The organism is Brevibacterium aurantiacum (assembly GCF_007558825.1).
Taxonomy (GTDB): domain Bacteria; phylum Actinomycetota; class Actinomycetes; order Actinomycetales; family Brevibacteriaceae; genus Brevibacterium; species Brevibacterium aurantiacum_A.
Map to the genome: position 1 here is coordinate 361459 of NZ_VLTK01000002.1, position 15374 is coordinate 376832.

Sequence of the window (15374 nt, forward strand, 5' to 3'; positions counted from 1 at the left end):
ATCATGAAAGCCCACCCAGGATTGGCCCTTGGAGCCTTCCCCGAGGACAATGGCGATGTGAACGCCCAATCTGATACCAACACTGTGGGAACGCAGGCGCCCGTGACACGCACGGATGCCGGTCCCGAGGGAGTGCCAATGGCTGACGAGTCCGGAGTGATGCTCCCGGGGTCCAGGGAAGAGATGCGCTTCCTTCGGAAGAACTCGAACTGGGTCAATATGATCATTGCGATCTTCGCCTGCCTGGCCGTCGTCGCAGTGGTTCTGCTGATCGCCCCGCAGCCGCAAGTCGACTCCCAGCGTGTGGTTGACTACCAGACGATTGCGGAGCAGTCCCAGGACAGCGCCGACTTCGATCTCATCGTGCCGGAAATCCCGAGCGGGTGGACATCGAACGAGGCGAACTTGGACCGTGTGGGCGAATCCGACCACACGTCCTGGTATATGTCCTTCGTCGGAACTGAGCGGCAATGGGTGAGCATTGAGCAGGCCAAGGCCAGCGAGAGCTGGGCCGAGAACCAGGTCGATGATGCGATTGCCGCTGAGACGGTGACCGTCGGCGGCTCTGACTTTCAAATCTATCGGACCGAGGATGCCAAGGAGCATTGGGTCACAGGCAAGGGCGACACCTTCGTCGTCATCACCGCAATCGCGAGGCCCGACACCATCGATGCCTTCGCGAAGCAGGTCGCCGAACAGCTGAAGTGATCAGATCGTCGATCAGCTCACTTCGGACTCACATCGGAGCTGATGCGTCTCTTCCTGTTCTCAGGAGGTCGGCTCGGTCAGCCCATGCCCGGTCTCAAGGACGGTCTTGAGACCGCTGAGGACCATCATCCAACCAGGACCTGAGACCTGCTCCGCTGTTCTAGGCGAAGCGCCTAAGTGGTCATGGATCACGGTGAGCAGAGAGACTGAGTCATCGTGACGACGGATCTCCCAGGTCACCCTGCTTGTCGGTTCCGCCGCGAGTTCGGTGTCATAGAGTGATCGCCACCCGACGACGAGTCGGAACGGTCGATCGGATTCGATAACCGTTTCATCACCCCACAGGGACTCACCGTCGGGGGAGAGGTATCGAAATGGCGATCCCGACTCTGCGGTGGTCTCCACTCGAGAGCCGTAGAAGTATTTTGCCGAGAACTCCGGCTGGATGATTGCATTCCAGATCTCTTCGGGTGTCGCCCTGATGAAGATCTGATAGACCTGGTCTGTCGTCGACTCAGGCTTCTGTTTCGTCGGGGGTGTCTGGTCCTGCTGTGGGGGCTGTGACGTCGGTGCCATGATCGTGTGACTCCAAATCTTCTGCCAGGCTGATCAGCGCAGAGATCGGTGCCTCTGCATATCTACTCATCCAACGATCATGGATCTGCCGGATCGGCACAGGGTTGAGAAAATGCAGCTTCTCGCGACCCTGTCTGCGAGTGGCAAGTAGGTTCGCCTCCTCAAGGATCCTGAGGTGCTTCGCGATTCCGAACCTGCTCATCGGCATGTCAGCTTCGAGCTGGGTGATCGATTGACCGTTGTGGTCGAACAATCGGTCAAGCAGCCGTCGACGTGTCGGGTCGGCAAGTGCTTTGAAAACTGTGTCCGAATCCACGCCAGCAGAATAAGAGACTAAATAGTCTCGCGTCAATGGTCTATCGGCCAGCAGGTGCCTGCGTTGTGCCCACGGGCAACGCAGGCCGCGGGTTCTCCAGCGTTGCGAAAATCAGAGGCCACCGATATCAGTCGTCGTCGGCGGACTCTTCGCGCGCTTTGTCGAGGCGTTCGCGTGCTCCGTCGAGCCACGACTGGCAGCGGTCGGCCAGAGCCTCACCGCGCTCCCACAGGCTCAATGACTCTTCGAGAGGCAGGTTTCCGGCTTCGAGGCGTTTGACGATTGTGACCAGTTCCTCACGCGCCTGCTCATAGCTGAGAGCGGCGACCCCGGGGCGATCCTGTGCTGGAGATGGTTCGGTCATGGTGTCCTCCGTGTGATGTGTCGAATGCGTTCAGTGCGTTGGGGCGTTCACTTGTTGTCGCGAGACTCGTCTGTGGCAGTCACATCGGCATCGAAGCGTCCGCGAGCCACCCGGACGTGGACTGATGTTCCGACGGATACCTCGGCGGATTCTCTGATGGCCTCACCGTTGTCATTCTGGACGACGGCATACCCGCGTTCCAGTGTGCGCAGGGGCGAGAGGGATTGGGCTTGCGAACGCAGGTGGTTGATCTCGTTCTGCCCTTGGAACATCAGACTGGTCGTTGCCTGCAGGCTGCGGCGGCGAATCGTACGAAGTTCGTCTTCACGAGCGGCCACCATAGTCTGCGGCTCGGCCAGAACCGGACGTGATCGGACTGCGGTGAGCATCTCCTGTTCCCGGTCGATGATCCGATTGACGGCGGCATCGAGCTCAGCCCGAGTGCGGAGCAGGTTCATCGCTTCCTCGGCTACATCCGGCACGATGCGTTTGGCGGCGTCGGTGGGAGTCGATGCTCTCATATCGGCAACCTCATCGAGGATCGGGCGGTCGGCCTCGTGGCCGATCGCCGACACGACGGGGGTGTTCGCATCGGACACGGCCCGAACCAGGGCCTCGTTGGAGAACGGCAGCAGGTCCTCCATACTTCCGCCCCCGCGAGCGATGACGATGATGTCGATCTGTGGGTCGGCATCGAGCTCGGCGAGATTCTTCATCACGCCCGGCACAGCGTCGGGGCCCTGGACAGCGCAATTGCGGATCTCGAACTCGGCGGCCGGCCAGCGCAGGGCGACGTTGCGAACGACGTCCTTCTGCGCATCGGAATCCCGGCCGGTGATGAGGCCGATCCGATTGGGCAGGAACGGCAGGCGTTTCTTCCGATTCGGATCGAACAGTCCCTCCGCACCGAGCTGCTTCTTCAGTCGCTCGAGCCGGGCCAGCAGCTCACCGAGGCCGACAGCCCGGATGTCGTTGGCTCGCATGGTCAGACGGCCGGTCTTAGTCCAAAAGTCTGCTTTGAGGTTGGCGACGACATGGCTGCCCTCAGACAGCGGAGCTCCGGTGCGGTCGAGCACGTTCTTCCAGATCTGGACCGGCAACGACATTTCGACGTCGTTATCACGCAGAGTCAGGTAGCTGGCCTTGCCTCGGTGATTGAGCTCGACAACCTGTCCCTCGATCCACACACTCGACATGCGATCGATATACGACTTCATCTTGCTTGAGAGCAGACTCAGGGGCCACGGGTTCTCCGCTGTCGTCTCGCCTGCCGTCGCAGCCAGTTCCTGAGCGTCGACTGTTTCGCCGAGGGTCCCGGGAGTGCCGGAAATTCGTTGCGCCATGTTGTCTCCCCTTCCAACCCACTACCCTAACGAACGGTGGTGACATGACGAATCATCGCCGCGCTGGAACTCAGGCGGTCGGGGATGGAATCCAGATGGTGGGAGCGTGTGATGTGGATTGCTTCACCTTTGTAGCCGTTGTTCAGGTCCCCGGCCTAAACTTAAGTTGTGACTGCGATATCTGTACCTATGCCCACCATTCCGCGCAAGCGTCTTGCTCCGGAGGACATCCGGACGCCCGAAGGCGCTGATCAGAAGGTGCTTCTGGCCGCCCCGCGCGGATACTGTGCCGGTGTTGACCGCGCAGTGATCGCCGTCGAGCGCGCACTCGAGCATTATGGTGCTCCCGTCTACGTGCGCAAGGAGATTGTGCACAACCGTCATGTGGTCGACACCCTCTCCGAACGAGGCGCGGTCTTCGTCAACGAGACTGATGAAGTTCCCGAGGGCGCTCGACTTGTGTTCTCCGCACACGGAGTGTCTCCTGCGGTGCACGCCGAGGCGGCCGCTCGTGAGCTGTCCACGATCGATGCCACATGCCCACTGGTGACGAAGGTTCACCGCGAGGCAGTTCGATTCGCCCGTGACGGTTACCGAATTCTTCTGGTCGGCCACGCGGGTCACGAAGAGGTCGAAGGCACAATGGGAGAAGCTCCCGACGACATCACGCTGATCCAGAACCCTGAGGAAGCCAAGACTGTCGAGATCGGCGATGCAGAAAGCCTGGTCTGGCTGTCACAGACGACGTTGAGTGTCGACGAGACGATGGAGACGGTCAACATCCTGCGGGAACGATTCCCCCACCTGCAGGACCCTCCAAGCGACGACATCTGCTATGCCACCTCGAACCGGCAGGTGGCCGTGAAGAAGATCGCCCCGCAGTCCGATCTGGTTCTGGTTGTCGGTTCAGCCAATTCGTCGAATTCCGTGCGTCTGGTCGAAGTTGCTCTGGAGCACGGGGCCAAGGACGCACGTCGCGTCGATTTCGCTCGAGAGGTCGACGAATCCTGGTTCCATGATGTCGCAACGGTCGGCGTGACCTCAGGAGCGAGCGTGCCGGAAGGGCTGGTCCAGGACCTTCTCAAGCTGTTGGGTGAGTACGGCTTCGGCTCGGTCGAAGAAATCGTCACAGCGGAGGAAGACATCATGTTCTCCCTGCCGCGCGAACTGCGCAAGGATCTCAAGGCCGCCGGGAAGAAGACATCGAACAAACGTGATGGCGCTGACCGGGATCACGACCTGATCTGATCGGTCTCTGGTCTAGTCGGAGCCCGTATGGCGACGTCTCAGATCAGTGGGATGCTGTGCTGCGAATGGATCCTGTCCCGCAGCGCTTGGCCGTGTGAGTTCTTCAGCGCTGACTCCGCGGCTGCGTGAGTCGAGCTCAGCAACTGCATCAAGTTCAGTGGCAACGATTCCCGTGTTCGGAAATTTTCGGGCAGTGACGAGGAACCGCGACTCCAGTGAAGAGACGAAACGATTGTAGTCCTCAACCGATCGATCCAGACTCGATCCCATCCGCGTCACGTGCGTGACCAGAGTGCCGATGCGTTCGTAGAGTTCGGTGCCGAGTTTGAGCACCTCGGCCGCAGACGTGCTCATGTCCGCCTGTCGCCAGTTGAGCGCCACGGTCTTGAGTAGAACTAGAAGCGTGGCGGGGGAGGCGAGCACGACGTTCTTGCCGAGAGCATGATCAATCATCTTCGGATAGGTGGACGCTGCCGAGGACAGCAGCCCGTCCGTGGGGACGAAGCAGACAACGAAATCCGGGGCCGAGTCGAAGGACTTCCAGTACTCTTTGGATGCCAGCGAATCGATGTGTCGCAGCAGTGCGCGAGCGTGATCATCGGCGTTGGAATCAGTACTGTCCATCCGGGCAGACAGTGGGGTCTTGGCGTCGATGATGATCGTTCCGCCGCCGGGTAGGTTCACGGTCATGTCGGGGCGATGGCGTTTGCCATCACGCACACTGCTGACCTGAGTCTCGAAATCCACATGGGGGAGGAGGCCTGCATATTCGACGATGCGTTTGAGCTGGACCTCGCCCCAGTCTCCACGCTGAGTCGTCGAATTCAGTGCGCTTGCCAGTGATCCGGTGGACTCCTGCAGTCTGAGATTCTGTTGGCTCAGGTGCCCGATCTGCGTATTGAGGCGCGTAATCTGCTCCAGCTGTGTTCGGTCCTGAGACTGAAGGTTCTCCTGCAGGTGATTGACACTTGCCGCCAACGGACCGATCGCCGCGGTGATCTCACCAGCCATCTGCGCATCGGCTTCCAGATCCTCTGTCCGACTAGTGAGAATCCGAGACGTAGTCTCCGCTCTCGTGAGTCGCTCAATATAGCGAGAACGAGTGTGCGCGCGTCCGAGGAGGAAGCCGAGGAGGACGCTGATGATGATCGCCAGGATGAGGACGACGATCACTCCTGTGGCGGGGAAAGAATTCATGACTCAAGCGTGACAGACGGCACTGACACGAGATTTAGACCCGCACCTCGGCGCCGGGATAGACTTAGCTACCGTGGCTCTAACTATCGGAATCGTGGGACTGCCCAATGTCGGCAAGTCGACCATGTTTAATGCATTGACCAAGAACCAAGTTCTCGCGGCGAACTACCCGTTCGCGACGATCGAACCCAACGTTGGCGTGGTGCCGTTGCCCGACGCGCGATTGACTCGACTGGCAGAGATCTTCAGCTCGGAGCGTATCCTCAACGCGACAGTCGACTTCGTCGATATCGCAGGAATCGTCCGCGGCGCATCCGAAGGCGAGGGTCTGGGCAATCAGTTCCTGGCGAACATCCGCGAGGCTGAAGCGATCTGCCAGGTCATCCGTGGCTTCGTCGATGATGACGTGATCCACGTCGAAGGAAAGATCAGCCCAGCTGATGACATCGACACCATCAACACCGAGCTCATCCTCGCCGACCTCCAAACCTTGGAAAAGGCGCGGCCGCGGATCGAGAAGGAAGTCAAGGGCAAACGGGCGCCGGCAGAGCAGCTGACTGCCATCGACGCCGCTGTCGAGATCCTCGAGAGTGGAAAGACTCTCTATCAGGCGATGCAGGCCGACAAGTTCGACGTCACCGAGCTGCGCGAGCTTCAGCTGATGACCGTCAAGCCATTCCTCTACGTCTTCAACGTCGATGACGATGTGCTCGCCGATGAAGAGAAGAAGGCAGAGATGCGTGCATTGGTGGCACCTGTCGAAGCGATTTTCCTTGACGCCAAATTCGAGTCGGAACTCGCCGAGCTCGACGCCGAGGAAGCCCTCGAGATGCTGGAATCCACCGGTCAGGACGAAGCCGGTCTCGACAAGCTGGCTCGCGTCGGTTTCGACACTCTGGGTTTGCAGACCTACCTGACCGCTGGCCCCAAGGAATCCCGCGCCTGGACGATCCCGAAGGGCGCAACCGCCCCAGAAGCCGCCGGCGTTATTCACACCGACTTCCAAAAGGGCTTCATCAAGGCCGAGGTCGTCTCCTTCGATGACCTCGACGCCAATGGTTCGATGGCCGCAGCCAAATCAGCCGGCAAGGTCCGGATGGAAGGCAAGGAATACGTGATGGTCGACGGGGACGTGGTGGAGTTCAGGTTTAACGTCTAGTCGCGTTCCGGTTCAACGTCTGGTCAGTTCAGGGCCTGTACGACCTGCACCAGGTGTCCATCGGGGTCCTCGACCCATGCGATGAGAAGCCGATCGAGCCACGTCTCCGGTGTCTTGATTGGCTTCGCGCCGAGATCGATCAGTCGGGCATAGCCTGCAGGTACGTCGTCGGTCCAGAGGATCACCGCCGCGCGCTGGCCGTCGGCGGTCGGGTCAAGTCCGTGGTCTTCGCGGGTGCTGGTCTCTGTCGCGAGACCGATTCGGTATCCGTCGAGTGCCAGGTCGACGTGAATCGGTGTTCCGTTACTTGGCGTGCGGAACACCTCCTCGAAGCCGAGCGCGTTGTAGAACGCGACAGCGCCGTCGATGTCACGCGTGAACAGAACGATCTGTGGCGTCCGGAAGAGGTCCATCCGTCAATTCTGCCGTCGCCCGGCTCGTGTCGCAACGAGTCGCCTGCCGGGCACGGACTCAGTGGTGTCGCCAAGTGTCCGCAGAGGTTGTTCTGTGCCGGAATGTGGTGGAGTTCCGTTTCAACGTTTAGGCGGATCGTCTGAAATCGTCGACTCAGTGAGCGCGGCGGCGTAGTTACGCATCGAGCGCTGGTATCGGGGCAACATTCCTAGCTGCGATTCGATGGCGACTCGCAATGCTTCATCCTTTCGCCCGGCGCTATGGAGCGCCAGAGCCAATACAACGCGGGGTGCGGAGCCTGTCGACTCATGCGTCGGCGCAGCTTGCAGGACGGCGATCGCTTCGTCGAGGCGGCCGAGGTTGCGAAGGGTCGATCCGTATTGGACGGCGAGCTGCGCATGTCTGGCTGCGTCGAGGCCGAGTTCGAGAGCGCGTTCATACTCGGCGCCGGCCTCAGCCTCGAATCCCACGGAGTCGTACATGCCTGCGAGTTCAAATGCGGCCCTGCCGTCGGCGGCAGGGCATGCCGCGGCCACGTCGCGCATAGCAGCCACGCCGTCATCGCAATCCAACGAGGCGAAGCGCTCCCAGAGATCAGCGACGGAGGCTTCCCACTGTTCAACTGTTGGTGTCATAGCACCAACTCTGCCACGAGGCGAAGCTCGTGGACATCGGACGGACGACATCAGCGCCAAATGACCCAGAAGTTGGTCTGGGCCGGAATGCGGTTGAGTTCAGGTTCAATGTCTGACCGTAGCGGCGATAATTTGGTCTGTTCTACTCTGCTTCGACTCTCGCCGTTGTAAGCGCCTGCGGTATCCTTGGCGTGGCAGCACATGCTGCCGACTGCACTTCCAGGCGCGGACCGCCTGAAACATCGCGGAGAGGCCTGACACGTTCAGGACATGTCCGGATGAGGTGCGGCGCATCATTGCGCCGACTTCACCTGCCGATGTGAGCCATCGGCTGAGGAAAGGACATGACATGGCATCAAAAGATGAGAAGAACCTCGCACAGGTGCTCGACAAGATCGCGAAGATGGACGAACCGGAGCGGTCACTCGTGCAGCAAGTGCACGAGGTCATCATGGCTGCCGGGCCCAGACTGAAGCCGCGGATCTGGTACGGTATGCCCGCCTACGCGCTCTCTGCGAGTACTCCTGCGCTGATGACGCTGCGCAACGACGAACGCGTCAACCTCGCTCTCACCGAGAAGGTTGCGCTCGTCCCTGCTGGCGGTTCCGACGGGACAATGATGCCCGCAGCATGGTATTTCGAAACTCTCGACGAGTCCGCGGAGAAGCGCATCGCCGAGATCGTCCGCGCAGTGGCTTTTTGAGCGGGGTGATCGGACGCGACGTGGTGCGGTTCTGAACGCGCAACACTGCGTCGTTCGGGCCGAATCCGGGCGCGTATTCTGTTTATCGGCTCCCCGGCGAGTTGAAGCGCGTCGCCGACGCCGAGGTGTCGCGTGAGGTTGCCGCGTACCGGAACTCGGTCGAGTTCCGGCTCAACGTGTAGCACGAGGCTAATTGCGCGATATTCATACGTTCGTCATGTCGCGACTGTCGGACGCTATCGTAGCCCACGGCTCATGTAGAGCGCTGTGTCGTTACTGGGGCAATCTCCATACAGAGTTTGCTCAAGGTCGACGATGCGGAACCCCATGCTTTCGTAGGCGCGGATCGCCGGTAAGTTATCCACCTTTGTCTCAAGCCAGACATGTTGAGCGTCTGCAGATTCGGGCGCGTTGAGCAATGTGTTGAGAAGGACTCCGCCGACGCCCTGCCCACACATCTGGGAGTCCACGTACAAGTGAAGGAGGCAGAGTCGTCGGTTCCAGGAGTTGAGGATACACGCAGCGAATCCGCAGCCCCGATCGTTGCGCATCGCCAGATATGCACTTTCCCACCCTGGGGGATCTTGCGCTAAGTGCTGGGCCAGATCGTGACGTTTGAAGGAGGGGAAGGCGAGCATCATCTCCTGCCAGGTGCACGAACCGTTGTGGAATTCAACGTCTGCGTACGTCGTGAGTGGCGTTGCTGTATCAAGGTCGATGACCGCTTCGCGGTCGTTGCTGCCATACGTCCTTACCCTCCTATTGAAGAGGCTGCGCAGACGAGTCGGCAGACTGAATCGGGAGGCACGGGGCCTGGCGTCGTTGGTCGAGCACCAACTCGTGAAATTGTGCCCTCAGGTCGTGATGTTCTCGAGTGCACAAACTTGTCTGTAATCCGCGCCGATATTGCTGTGAGCGAACTCAGCGTGGATCAGAGATGGCTCTAAGTGCCGGAATGCGGCTGAGTTCAGGTTCACCGTTTGGTCGGACCGTCTGGAGTCGCCAAATCTAGCCCGTGCCGTTTAGCTGGCGGATATCGACCCGCCTCGTCTTCTTCGTCTTAGTCTGATGTGGGCGGCTGGGCGAGGAGCGCTTCGAGATTGTGTTCGTTGTTGCCGATACCGCTGAGGAGGGTTTGCATGATGCGGTTGGCCCAGTGGGATGCGGATTCGTTTTCGGAGCGAATGGTCGATGCTTCGTGGATCAACGCCATGTACACGCTACGTGCCCATGGGATGTCGATCCCAGGACGGAAAAGCCCGGCGTCTTGGGAGCGTTGCAGGAGAGCATCGAGGTGGGAGATGTTGCTGGGGTCGATTCCGCGTTGGTCGGTGGCGTCAAGGTCGATCAGCTGCCAGGACGCTCGCCAATCGACTTTCAGGTCGAGGGTGGCGACTGTCAACTGATACAGGGCGACCAGAGGGGGCGCTGTGTCGGTGTTCGCGCTGGCGATGGCGTCGCGGAGCTTCGTGTTGATGGCATTGACGAGAGCATCTCGGAGATCGTCTCGGGAGGAGAAGCGACGGTGCACGGTGGCGCGTGCCACGCCGGCAGCAGAGGCCACGGCTTCGAGAGTCGCAGAGGGGTCGGCAGCGAATACCTGCTCCGCCGCGATGAGGATTCGGGCGATTGATTGCTCGGCGTCGGCGCGTAGGGGCCGCGAGGATCGTTGAGGAATGTCTGGCACAAGATCAGTCTACAGTACACCTATTGACTTAACTGCGACATGTGTGTTGCAGTTAGTGTATCGGCGCTGGGCCGTTCTGAGCGGAGGAAGACATCATGGACTTACAGCTTGCGGGCAAAATTGGCCTCGTGACCGGTGCAAGTAAGGGGATTGGGTTGGAGGTGGTGCGTGTCCTCCAGAAGGAGGGAGTCACTGTGGTGACTGCCTCGCGCACGGTCACCCCGGAGCTTGCTGCGACGGGGGCGGTGACGCTGACCGGCGACCTCTCGGGCCCCGACGTTCCCGCGCGAATCGTCGCGGAGGCTCTCGGAGTGTCTGGCACGCTCGATATCCTCGTCAATAACGTCGGGGGCGGCGACGGGACACCTGTCGGCGCAGGATTTTTGGACTTCACGGATGGGCTGTGGGCATCGACTTTCGAATTGAACGTGTTTGCGGCTGTCAGGGCGACGAGGGCCGCGTTGCCCGCGCTGCTTTCATCCCACGGGGCGGTGGTGAATGTGTCCTCCGACAGTGCCCGACGACCGCACACCGCGCCGTTGCCGTATGGCGCAGCGAAAGCGGCGTTGAATGCGGTCACGAAGGGACTCTCGGAGGAGTTTGGTCCGCAGGGGGTGCGGTTCAACACCGTGTCTCCGTCCTCGACTCGGACGGCGTTGTGGGAGGGGGAGCAGAGCTTCGGTGCGGACCTGGCATCGACGATGAACGTGACGCAACAGCAACTCATCGAAACCCTTCCCGTGCAGGCGGGCATGCTCACCGGCCGCTTCATCGAGCCACGGGAAGTCGCAACCGCCATCGCGTACCTGGTGTCGCCCCTCGCGTCCAGCGTCCACGGAGCTAACTGGATCGTCGACGCCGGCGTCGACAAGAGCAGCTGACGCACCCGCGGAAGTTGCGCACCTGTCGGAGGTGTCGGCGATGCACGCGATGTTCCCGGGCGGTTGCCGGAATGGTCATCACGCAGGAGCCGGGCCCGAACGAGGTCGTCGTCGAGGCCGCACAGCACCTGCGCTGGGCCGAGCGCGACGGCAGATACACCGAACAGCTCGAAGGCCGTTCCGCCGCGCTGGCAACGCTTCTCGGCCGCTGACCGGCGGTTCGGAGTCTGTCAGACCTCTGGGAACCCATCTTCGCAATGCGAATCTTCGGACCCGAGCAATCAGCGGGCCGAGCCGATATCGCGGTCGCCCTCGTCGCCATCGAGCATTATCGTGACCTCCTCCACCCTGTCGAAGCGCCCATCCCGTGCCAGGGTCCCGAACAGGTAGACCTCTTGGACTACCTCGCCCCCGTCCTGCTTGATGATGTGAGCTATGTGACGATCGGCGTACCGGTCACCGTCCCGCAGCTCATCGCGGATGGTGATAGTCGCATTCGCGACGATCGTGCGGAGGTGCGCAATGTGCTGAACGAACCCGGCGCGGTCGTCCCACGTGCCATCGGTTCGTTGACGGTATGTGTCGGTGAAATGCCTGCGCACGGCCTCTTCCAGCGGCAGTTGACGCTCATTGAGCAGATCGTGCAGTGCTGCGGCGATGTCGGTCATGTGGTCTCCTCTTCTTAGCTATGCTGGTTGCATAGGTAAATTTAGCACCCATCTGTGCAAGTTGCATAGATATTTTGTGGATCTTGCGGTCGTTTCCTGCACCGGCGCAGAGGCCAGGGCGGGTGGCGACGGCGGTAGCCAGGTGGCACGAGGAGGCTGGACATGAATGACGAACGGGTGATTGCCGAGGCCCTTGGGAAGATTCTCGGGCGAGCTTTCAGAGGTCGTCTCTACTCTGATCTCACGCACGGCATCGCGGAAGGGCTGAACGAGTCGACCTATCCGGTGCTCAGCGCGGTCGCTCGTGCCGATGGGTCGCCGTCGGCGCGTGATATCGCTCTCGAGGTGGGCACAGATCGATCGGTGGTGAGCAGACGCGCGGCGACACTGGCCGCCGCCGGACTGATTGACACTGTGGGCGGCCCAGATCGGAGGGCGGTCTACTACGCGCTGACCAGCCTCGGGACAGAAGCCACAACGGTGATGAGGCGACGGTTGGACGCGGCCATTGCCGAGCACATAGGCGATTGGGCACAGGACGACATCTCTCGATTCGCCCGCTTGCTCACCACATTCAGCGAGAAGCCTCTGTAGCTGTACCGGGCAGATGCTTGAGCGCGACGTAGTCTCATGGAGTATGTCCCATGCATCAATGTTGTGCTTTCTCGTCTTTGCTGAGCCCGGTGAAAGGTGCATGGGAGAATCCGCTGCTTACTAGTGTGTGGCGTGGCGTTGCACTCAGAAGGCCCGATATGTAGGCACGTGGCGGGGCTCCGGGCTAGTGTGGAATCGAGTTCCGGTTCGACGTCTGGGGGCAGGTAGAAGTGAATCGCCAATTCTGCGCCAGGGGCGTGCTCGTTGCTGACGGCGTGGGATGCGCGATCGCCGGATCGGCAGTGCTGGGCAGTGATCGCGTCGCCTCATCCATCGATCTTTCGCTGACGTCCCGCCCGATCATAGTGACCGCACTGGGCGCAACAAGCGCAACGCTGTTTGCAGGCGCGGTGCGTTCCCGCGACAGTGACCTCGCACTTGCGGCGGCTGTCAACCTCGGCTGGGTCGGAGTCTGTCTCATTGCGATGTCACGACGGCCGTCCCGGCTGGGCGTCGCACTCATTGCGGCGACAGCTGCATTCGACAGCGTGGCTGCGACTGCCCAATGGCGTCTCCGGGCCACGACGGAGGCTCTGGAGCGTTCCGACCGCTCCTGGAATCAATCTATCTGATAATCCAGATAGTCCAGGCAGGCAGGCAGGCGGTCGGGATCGTGATCGGCGGAGTCCGACGGCGATCCCTGTATCGGCTTGTTGAGGTCAAACTATGCCGTCAGGGGGTTCAAGAGCTTGCGACAGAGAGCTCTTCACGAACGATGCTCGTTCCCGCGCTCAGCGCGCTCAACTTCCCGAGGGCAACATCCCGCGAGAACGGCGCCATGCCGCAGTTCGTGCTCGGGATGAGTTTGTCCGAGTCGACGAATCTGAGCACCTTGCGCAGGGTGTCGGAAACTTCCTCCGGAGTCTCGATGGTCTCATTTGCCACGTCGATGGCCCCAAGCATGACTTTTTTGCCGCGAATGAGCTCGAGGAGGTCCATAGGGACACCGGAGTTATGGCACTCCAGTGAGACGATGTCGATGGTCGACTGCTGCAGGAGCGGGAATGATTCCCCGTACTGGCGCCATTCGGACCCGAGGGTTGCTTTCCAGTCATTGTTTGCCGTGATCCCGTAGCCGTAGCAGATGTGTACGGCGGTTTCTGCGCGCAGTCCTTCCGCGGCTCTCTCCAGCGTGGCAATTCCCCAGTCCGTCATCTCGTCGAAGAAGACATTGAAGGCAGGCTCGTCGAACTGGATGATGTCCACTCCGGCTGCTTCCAGATCCCGCGCCTCCTGATTGAGGACAGCGGCGAACTCCCAGGCCAATTTTTCGCGGCTCTTGTAATAGCCGTCGTAGAGCGTGTCGATCATGGTCATCGGGCCCGGGAGCGCCCATTTGATCGGTTGGTCGGTCTGCTGCCGGAGGAACTTCGCGTCGTCGGCGAACACCGGTTCCCCACGGCTCACGGCGCCGACCACGGTAGGCACGCTTGCGTCATAGCGATCGCGGATTCGAACCGTCTCCCGCTTCTCGAAATCAACACCGTTGAGGTGCTCGATGAATGTGGTCACGAAGTGCTGTCGGGTCTGTTCTCCGTCGCTGATGATATCGATTTCGCGGTTGGTCTGCTCGTGGACTGCGATACGCAGGGCATCGCGCCTGCCCTCAGCCAGGTCATCGCCCTGCAGGTTCCACGGTGACCAGAGAGTCTCAGGCTGTGCGAGCCACGACGGCTTCGGCAGACTGCCGACGATCGAAGTGGGCAATAGTGTCGGCGTCATCGATTCTTCTCCTGTGGTCATGCAGCTGGAATGGGATAGTTGGCGGCCCACTGTTCGAGCATCTCCCGGTGTGGGTTGACGAAAGCCTTCGCCGTGTACTTTCCCTGCTTGATTGCGAGCTGACTACGTTCGGCGCGATCGTAGGCGATCGGTGTCTCCGAGAAGTCCTGCCGCTTCAGCGTCGGTCGGTAGGTCTTATCGGCGGCCACGTGCGCGTTGTAGATCTCCGGTCGATAGATCCTTTGAAAGGTCTCCATCGTGCTGATCGTGCCGATGAGCTGCAGATTGGAATAGTCGTTGAGGAGATCGCCGCGGAAATAGAATGCAAGCGGCGCGACACCGCCGGGCGGCATGAAGTATCTCACCTGCAGTCCCATCTTTCCGAAGTAGTCGTCGGTCAGCGAATACTCGTCTTGCTGGTACTCCACGCCGAGAATCGGATGGTGATTCTCGGTCCGATGGTATGTCCTGCTCGTCGACACGCTGATGCAGACCACGGGTGCCGCCTGGAAGCGTTCCCGATATGCTGCGGAATCGAGGAAGTGCTGGAACAGTTTGCCGTGGAGATCGCCGAAGTCGTCGGGGACGGTGAATTCGCTCGCAGCATCGTTGACCGCTGGAAGGCGCACGCTGAAATCGAAATCGCGGACATAGGACGAGAAGTTGTTTCCCACGATCCCGGGGTGGCGGTCACCAGTCTTTCGATCGAGGATCTGGATATCCAGGACTTCGAGCAATGGGAATTCCTGATCGCAGCCTGTGGCTGTGAACAGGAGCTCCCCGGAAACTATCTCGAGGGCGACGGTGTAGCGGTCCCTATCGGGGTTGTCCCAGTGGGCGAGGTCGTTGAACCGACGATTGATAGTCGTCAGGGTGTTGCGGAGGTTCTGCCGACGATGCTCGCCCCTGGCGAGGTTCGCGAAGTTCGTCGTGGCGCGTGAACTATCCGATGGCGAGTAGTGCTCGTCGAATCGGGTGGTAGTGATGCTGAATGTGAACTCGGTTGTCATGGACGTCCAATTCCGTAATCGATCGGCCGGGGTCGGCCATGCGGAGGTCTTCGAAACCATCCTGCAGGCAACGGGCTGATATCGGGTAA

The 15374-nt window shown here is 60.6% G+C and carries 20 protein-coding genes; 8 read left to right on the forward strand and 12 right to left on the reverse strand.

All coding sequences use genetic code 11. From position 1 onward, the window contains the following. Positions 1–3 precede the first annotated feature (3 nt). Entirely contained in the window at positions 4–708 is a 705-nt protein-coding gene (locus tag FO013_RS04035) for a DUF4245 domain-containing protein (RefSeq protein WP_260847985.1), read from the forward strand. 60 nt (positions 709–768) lie between these two features. On the opposite strand, the gene FO013_RS23135 is transcribed toward FO013_RS04035, so the two are convergent. The 4 genes from FO013_RS23135 to xseA form a co-directional block, all read right to left on the reverse strand. Beyond that, the gene (locus tag FO013_RS23135; protein WP_143921271.1) at positions 769–1284 is read right to left on the reverse strand and encodes an SRPBCC family protein; all 516 of its coding nucleotides are present in this window, start codon (positions 1282–1284) and stop codon (positions 769–771) included. Next, complete coding sequence (locus FO013_RS23140; protein ID WP_313900566.1) at positions 1223–1600, reverse strand: ArsR/SmtB family transcription factor; 378 nt, start codon at positions 1598–1600, stop codon at positions 1223–1225. Before FO013_RS23140 ends, FO013_RS23135 begins: the two co-directional genes overlap by 62 nt. A 127-nt stretch (positions 1601–1727) precedes the next feature. Next, positions 1728–1964 carry an exodeoxyribonuclease VII small subunit gene (locus FO013_RS04050; protein ID WP_143921273.1) on the reverse strand — a complete coding sequence of 79 codons (237 nt, stop codon included), beginning with the start codon at positions 1962–1964 and terminating at the stop codon, positions 1728–1730. 47 nt (positions 1965–2011) lie between these two features. Then, the gene (gene xseA, locus FO013_RS04055) at positions 2012–3307 is read right to left on the reverse strand and encodes an exodeoxyribonuclease VII large subunit (RefSeq protein WP_143921274.1); all 1296 of its coding nucleotides are present in this window, start codon (positions 3305–3307) and stop codon (positions 2012–2014) included. Positions 3308–3496: 189 nt separating this feature from the next. Between xseA and FO013_RS04060 the strand changes: the two genes are divergently transcribed. Beyond that, a complete protein-coding gene (locus FO013_RS04060; protein ID WP_143921465.1) occupies positions 3497–4555 on the forward strand; it encodes a 4-hydroxy-3-methylbut-2-enyl diphosphate reductase in 1059 nt (352 codons plus the stop codon). A gap of 12 nt (positions 4556–4567) precedes the next feature. Here the strand turns inward: FO013_RS04060 and FO013_RS04065 are convergent, their stop codons facing one another. Beyond that, the gene (locus FO013_RS04065; protein ID WP_143921275.1) at positions 4568–5752 is read right to left on the reverse strand and encodes a DNA recombination protein RmuC; all 1185 of its coding nucleotides are present in this window, start codon (positions 5750–5752) and stop codon (positions 4568–4570) included. 73 nt (positions 5753–5825) lie between these two features. Between FO013_RS04065 and ychF the strand changes: the two genes are divergently transcribed. Next, a complete protein-coding gene (ychF, locus tag FO013_RS04070; RefSeq protein WP_143921276.1) occupies positions 5826–6911 on the forward strand; it encodes a redox-regulated ATPase YchF in 1086 nt (361 codons plus the stop codon). A 23-nt stretch (positions 6912–6934) separates the two neighbouring features. On the opposite strand, the gene FO013_RS04075 is transcribed toward ychF, so the two are convergent. Then, positions 6935–7324 carry a VOC family protein gene (locus FO013_RS04075; protein WP_143921277.1) on the reverse strand — a complete coding sequence of 130 codons (390 nt, stop codon included), beginning with the start codon at positions 7322–7324 and terminating at the stop codon, positions 6935–6937. A gap of 120 nt (positions 7325–7444) precedes the next feature. Continuing rightward, on the reverse strand, positions 7445–7960 hold the full coding sequence (locus tag FO013_RS04080; protein WP_143921278.1) for a tetratricopeptide repeat protein: 516 nt from the start codon (positions 7958–7960) through the stop codon (positions 7445–7447). A gap of 349 nt (positions 7961–8309) precedes the next feature. On the opposite strand from FO013_RS04080, the gene FO013_RS04085 reads away from it, so the two are divergent. Beyond that, complete coding sequence (locus FO013_RS04085) at positions 8310–8663, forward strand: DUF1801 domain-containing protein (protein WP_143921279.1); 354 nt, start codon at positions 8310–8312, stop codon at positions 8661–8663. Between the two features lie 236 nt (positions 8664–8899). Here the strand turns inward: FO013_RS04085 and FO013_RS23225 are convergent, their stop codons facing one another. Together FO013_RS23225 and FO013_RS04095 are read right to left on the reverse strand one after the other, a co-directional pair. Further along, the gene (locus FO013_RS23225; RefSeq protein WP_143921280.1) at positions 8900–9304 is read right to left on the reverse strand and encodes a GNAT family N-acetyltransferase; all 405 of its coding nucleotides are present in this window, start codon (positions 9302–9304) and stop codon (positions 8900–8902) included. Positions 9305–9723: 419 nt separating this feature from the next. After that, positions 9724–10350 carry a TetR/AcrR family transcriptional regulator gene (locus FO013_RS04095; RefSeq protein WP_143921281.1) on the reverse strand — a complete coding sequence of 209 codons (627 nt, stop codon included), beginning with the start codon at positions 10348–10350 and terminating at the stop codon, positions 9724–9726. Between the two features lie 95 nt (positions 10351–10445). Between FO013_RS04095 and FO013_RS04100 the strand changes: the two genes are divergently transcribed. Both FO013_RS04100 and FO013_RS22280 read left to right on the forward strand, forming a co-directional pair. Further along, positions 10446–11231, forward strand: coding sequence for an SDR family oxidoreductase (locus FO013_RS04100; RefSeq protein ID WP_143921282.1), 786 nt, complete (start codon positions 10446–10448; stop codon positions 11229–11231). A gap of 71 nt (positions 11232–11302) precedes the next feature. Then, positions 11303–11443 (forward strand): hypothetical protein, encoded by a 141-nt coding sequence (locus tag FO013_RS22280; protein WP_186292977.1) that lies wholly within the window; start codon positions 11303–11305, stop codon positions 11441–11443. Positions 11444–11512: 69 nt separating this feature from the next. On the opposite strand, the gene FO013_RS04105 is transcribed toward FO013_RS22280, so the two are convergent. After that, positions 11513–11899 carry a nuclear transport factor 2 family protein gene (locus FO013_RS04105; protein ID WP_143921283.1) on the reverse strand — a complete coding sequence of 129 codons (387 nt, stop codon included), beginning with the start codon at positions 11897–11899 and terminating at the stop codon, positions 11513–11515. A 162-nt stretch (positions 11900–12061) separates the two neighbouring features. Here FO013_RS04105 and FO013_RS04110 point away from each other — a divergent pair, with 162 nt between their 5' ends. Next, on the forward strand, positions 12062–12493 hold the full coding sequence (locus FO013_RS04110) for a MarR family winged helix-turn-helix transcriptional regulator (protein WP_143921284.1): 432 nt from the start codon (positions 12062–12064) through the stop codon (positions 12491–12493). Between the two features lie 230 nt (positions 12494–12723). Then, a complete protein-coding gene (locus tag FO013_RS04115) occupies positions 12724–13125 on the forward strand; it encodes a hypothetical protein (RefSeq protein WP_143921285.1) in 402 nt (133 codons plus the stop codon). A 109-nt stretch (positions 13126–13234) separates the two neighbouring features. Here FO013_RS04115 and FO013_RS04120 read toward each other — a convergent pair whose 3' ends face one another. Continuing rightward, positions 13235–14275 carry a methionine synthase gene (locus FO013_RS04120; RefSeq protein WP_143921286.1) on the reverse strand — a complete coding sequence of 347 codons (1041 nt, stop codon included), beginning with the start codon at positions 14273–14275 and terminating at the stop codon, positions 13235–13237. Between the two features lie 17 nt (positions 14276–14292). After that, positions 14293–15285 carry a putative oxygenase MesX gene (locus FO013_RS04125; protein ID WP_143921287.1) on the reverse strand — a complete coding sequence of 331 codons (993 nt, stop codon included), beginning with the start codon at positions 15283–15285 and terminating at the stop codon, positions 14293–14295. Between the last annotated feature and the right edge of the window lie 89 nt (positions 15286–15374).

What these genes read in the sequence shown, in the direction of transcription:
- FO013_RS04035 (WP_260847985.1), top strand. Translation starts at nt 4, where the DNA reads ATGAAAGCCCACCCAGGATTGGCCCTTGGAGCCTTCCCCGAGGACAAT.
- FO013_RS23135 (WP_143921271.1), bottom strand. Translation starts at nt 1,284, where the DNA reads ATGGCACCGACGTCACAGCCCCCACAGCAGGACCAGACACCCCCGACG.
- FO013_RS04050 (WP_143921273.1), bottom strand. Translation starts at nt 1,964, where the DNA reads ATGACCGAACCATCTCCAGCACAGGATCGCCCCGGGGTCGCCGCTCTC.
- xseA (WP_143921274.1), bottom strand. Translation starts at nt 3,307, where the DNA reads ATGGCGCAACGAATTTCCGGCACTCCCGGGACCCTCGGCGAAACAGTC.
- FO013_RS04060 (WP_143921465.1), top strand. Translation starts at nt 3,497, where the DNA reads ATGCCCACCATTCCGCGCAAGCGTCTTGCTCCGGAGGACATCCGGACG.
- FO013_RS04065 (WP_143921275.1), bottom strand. Translation starts at nt 5,752, where the DNA reads ATGAATTCTTTCCCCGCCACAGGAGTGATCGTCGTCCTCATCCTGGCG.
- FO013_RS04075 (WP_143921277.1), bottom strand. Translation starts at nt 7,324, where the DNA reads ATGGACCTCTTCCGGACGCCACAGATCGTTCTGTTCACGCGTGACATC.
- FO013_RS04080 (WP_143921278.1), bottom strand. Translation starts at nt 7,960, where the DNA reads ATGACACCAACAGTTGAACAGTGGGAAGCCTCCGTCGCTGATCTCTGG.
- FO013_RS04085 (WP_143921279.1), top strand. Translation starts at nt 8,310, where the DNA reads ATGGCATCAAAAGATGAGAAGAACCTCGCACAGGTGCTCGACAAGATC.
- FO013_RS23225 (WP_143921280.1), bottom strand. Translation starts at nt 9,304, where the DNA reads ATGATGCTCGCCTTCCCCTCCTTCAAACGTCACGATCTGGCCCAGCAC.
- FO013_RS04100 (WP_143921282.1), top strand. Translation starts at nt 10,446, where the DNA reads ATGGACTTACAGCTTGCGGGCAAAATTGGCCTCGTGACCGGTGCAAGT.
- FO013_RS22280 (WP_186292977.1), top strand. Translation starts at nt 11,303, where the DNA reads ATGGTCATCACGCAGGAGCCGGGCCCGAACGAGGTCGTCGTCGAGGCC.
- FO013_RS04105 (WP_143921283.1), bottom strand. Translation starts at nt 11,899, where the DNA reads ATGACCGACATCGCCGCAGCACTGCACGATCTGCTCAATGAGCGTCAA.
- FO013_RS04110 (WP_143921284.1), top strand. Translation starts at nt 12,062, where the DNA reads ATGAATGACGAACGGGTGATTGCCGAGGCCCTTGGGAAGATTCTCGGG.
- FO013_RS04120 (WP_143921286.1), bottom strand. Translation starts at nt 14,275, where the DNA reads ATGACGCCGACACTATTGCCCACTTCGATCGTCGGCAGTCTGCCGAAG.
- FO013_RS04125 (WP_143921287.1), bottom strand. Translation starts at nt 15,285, where the DNA reads ATGACAACCGAGTTCACATTCAGCATCACTACCACCCGATTCGACGAG.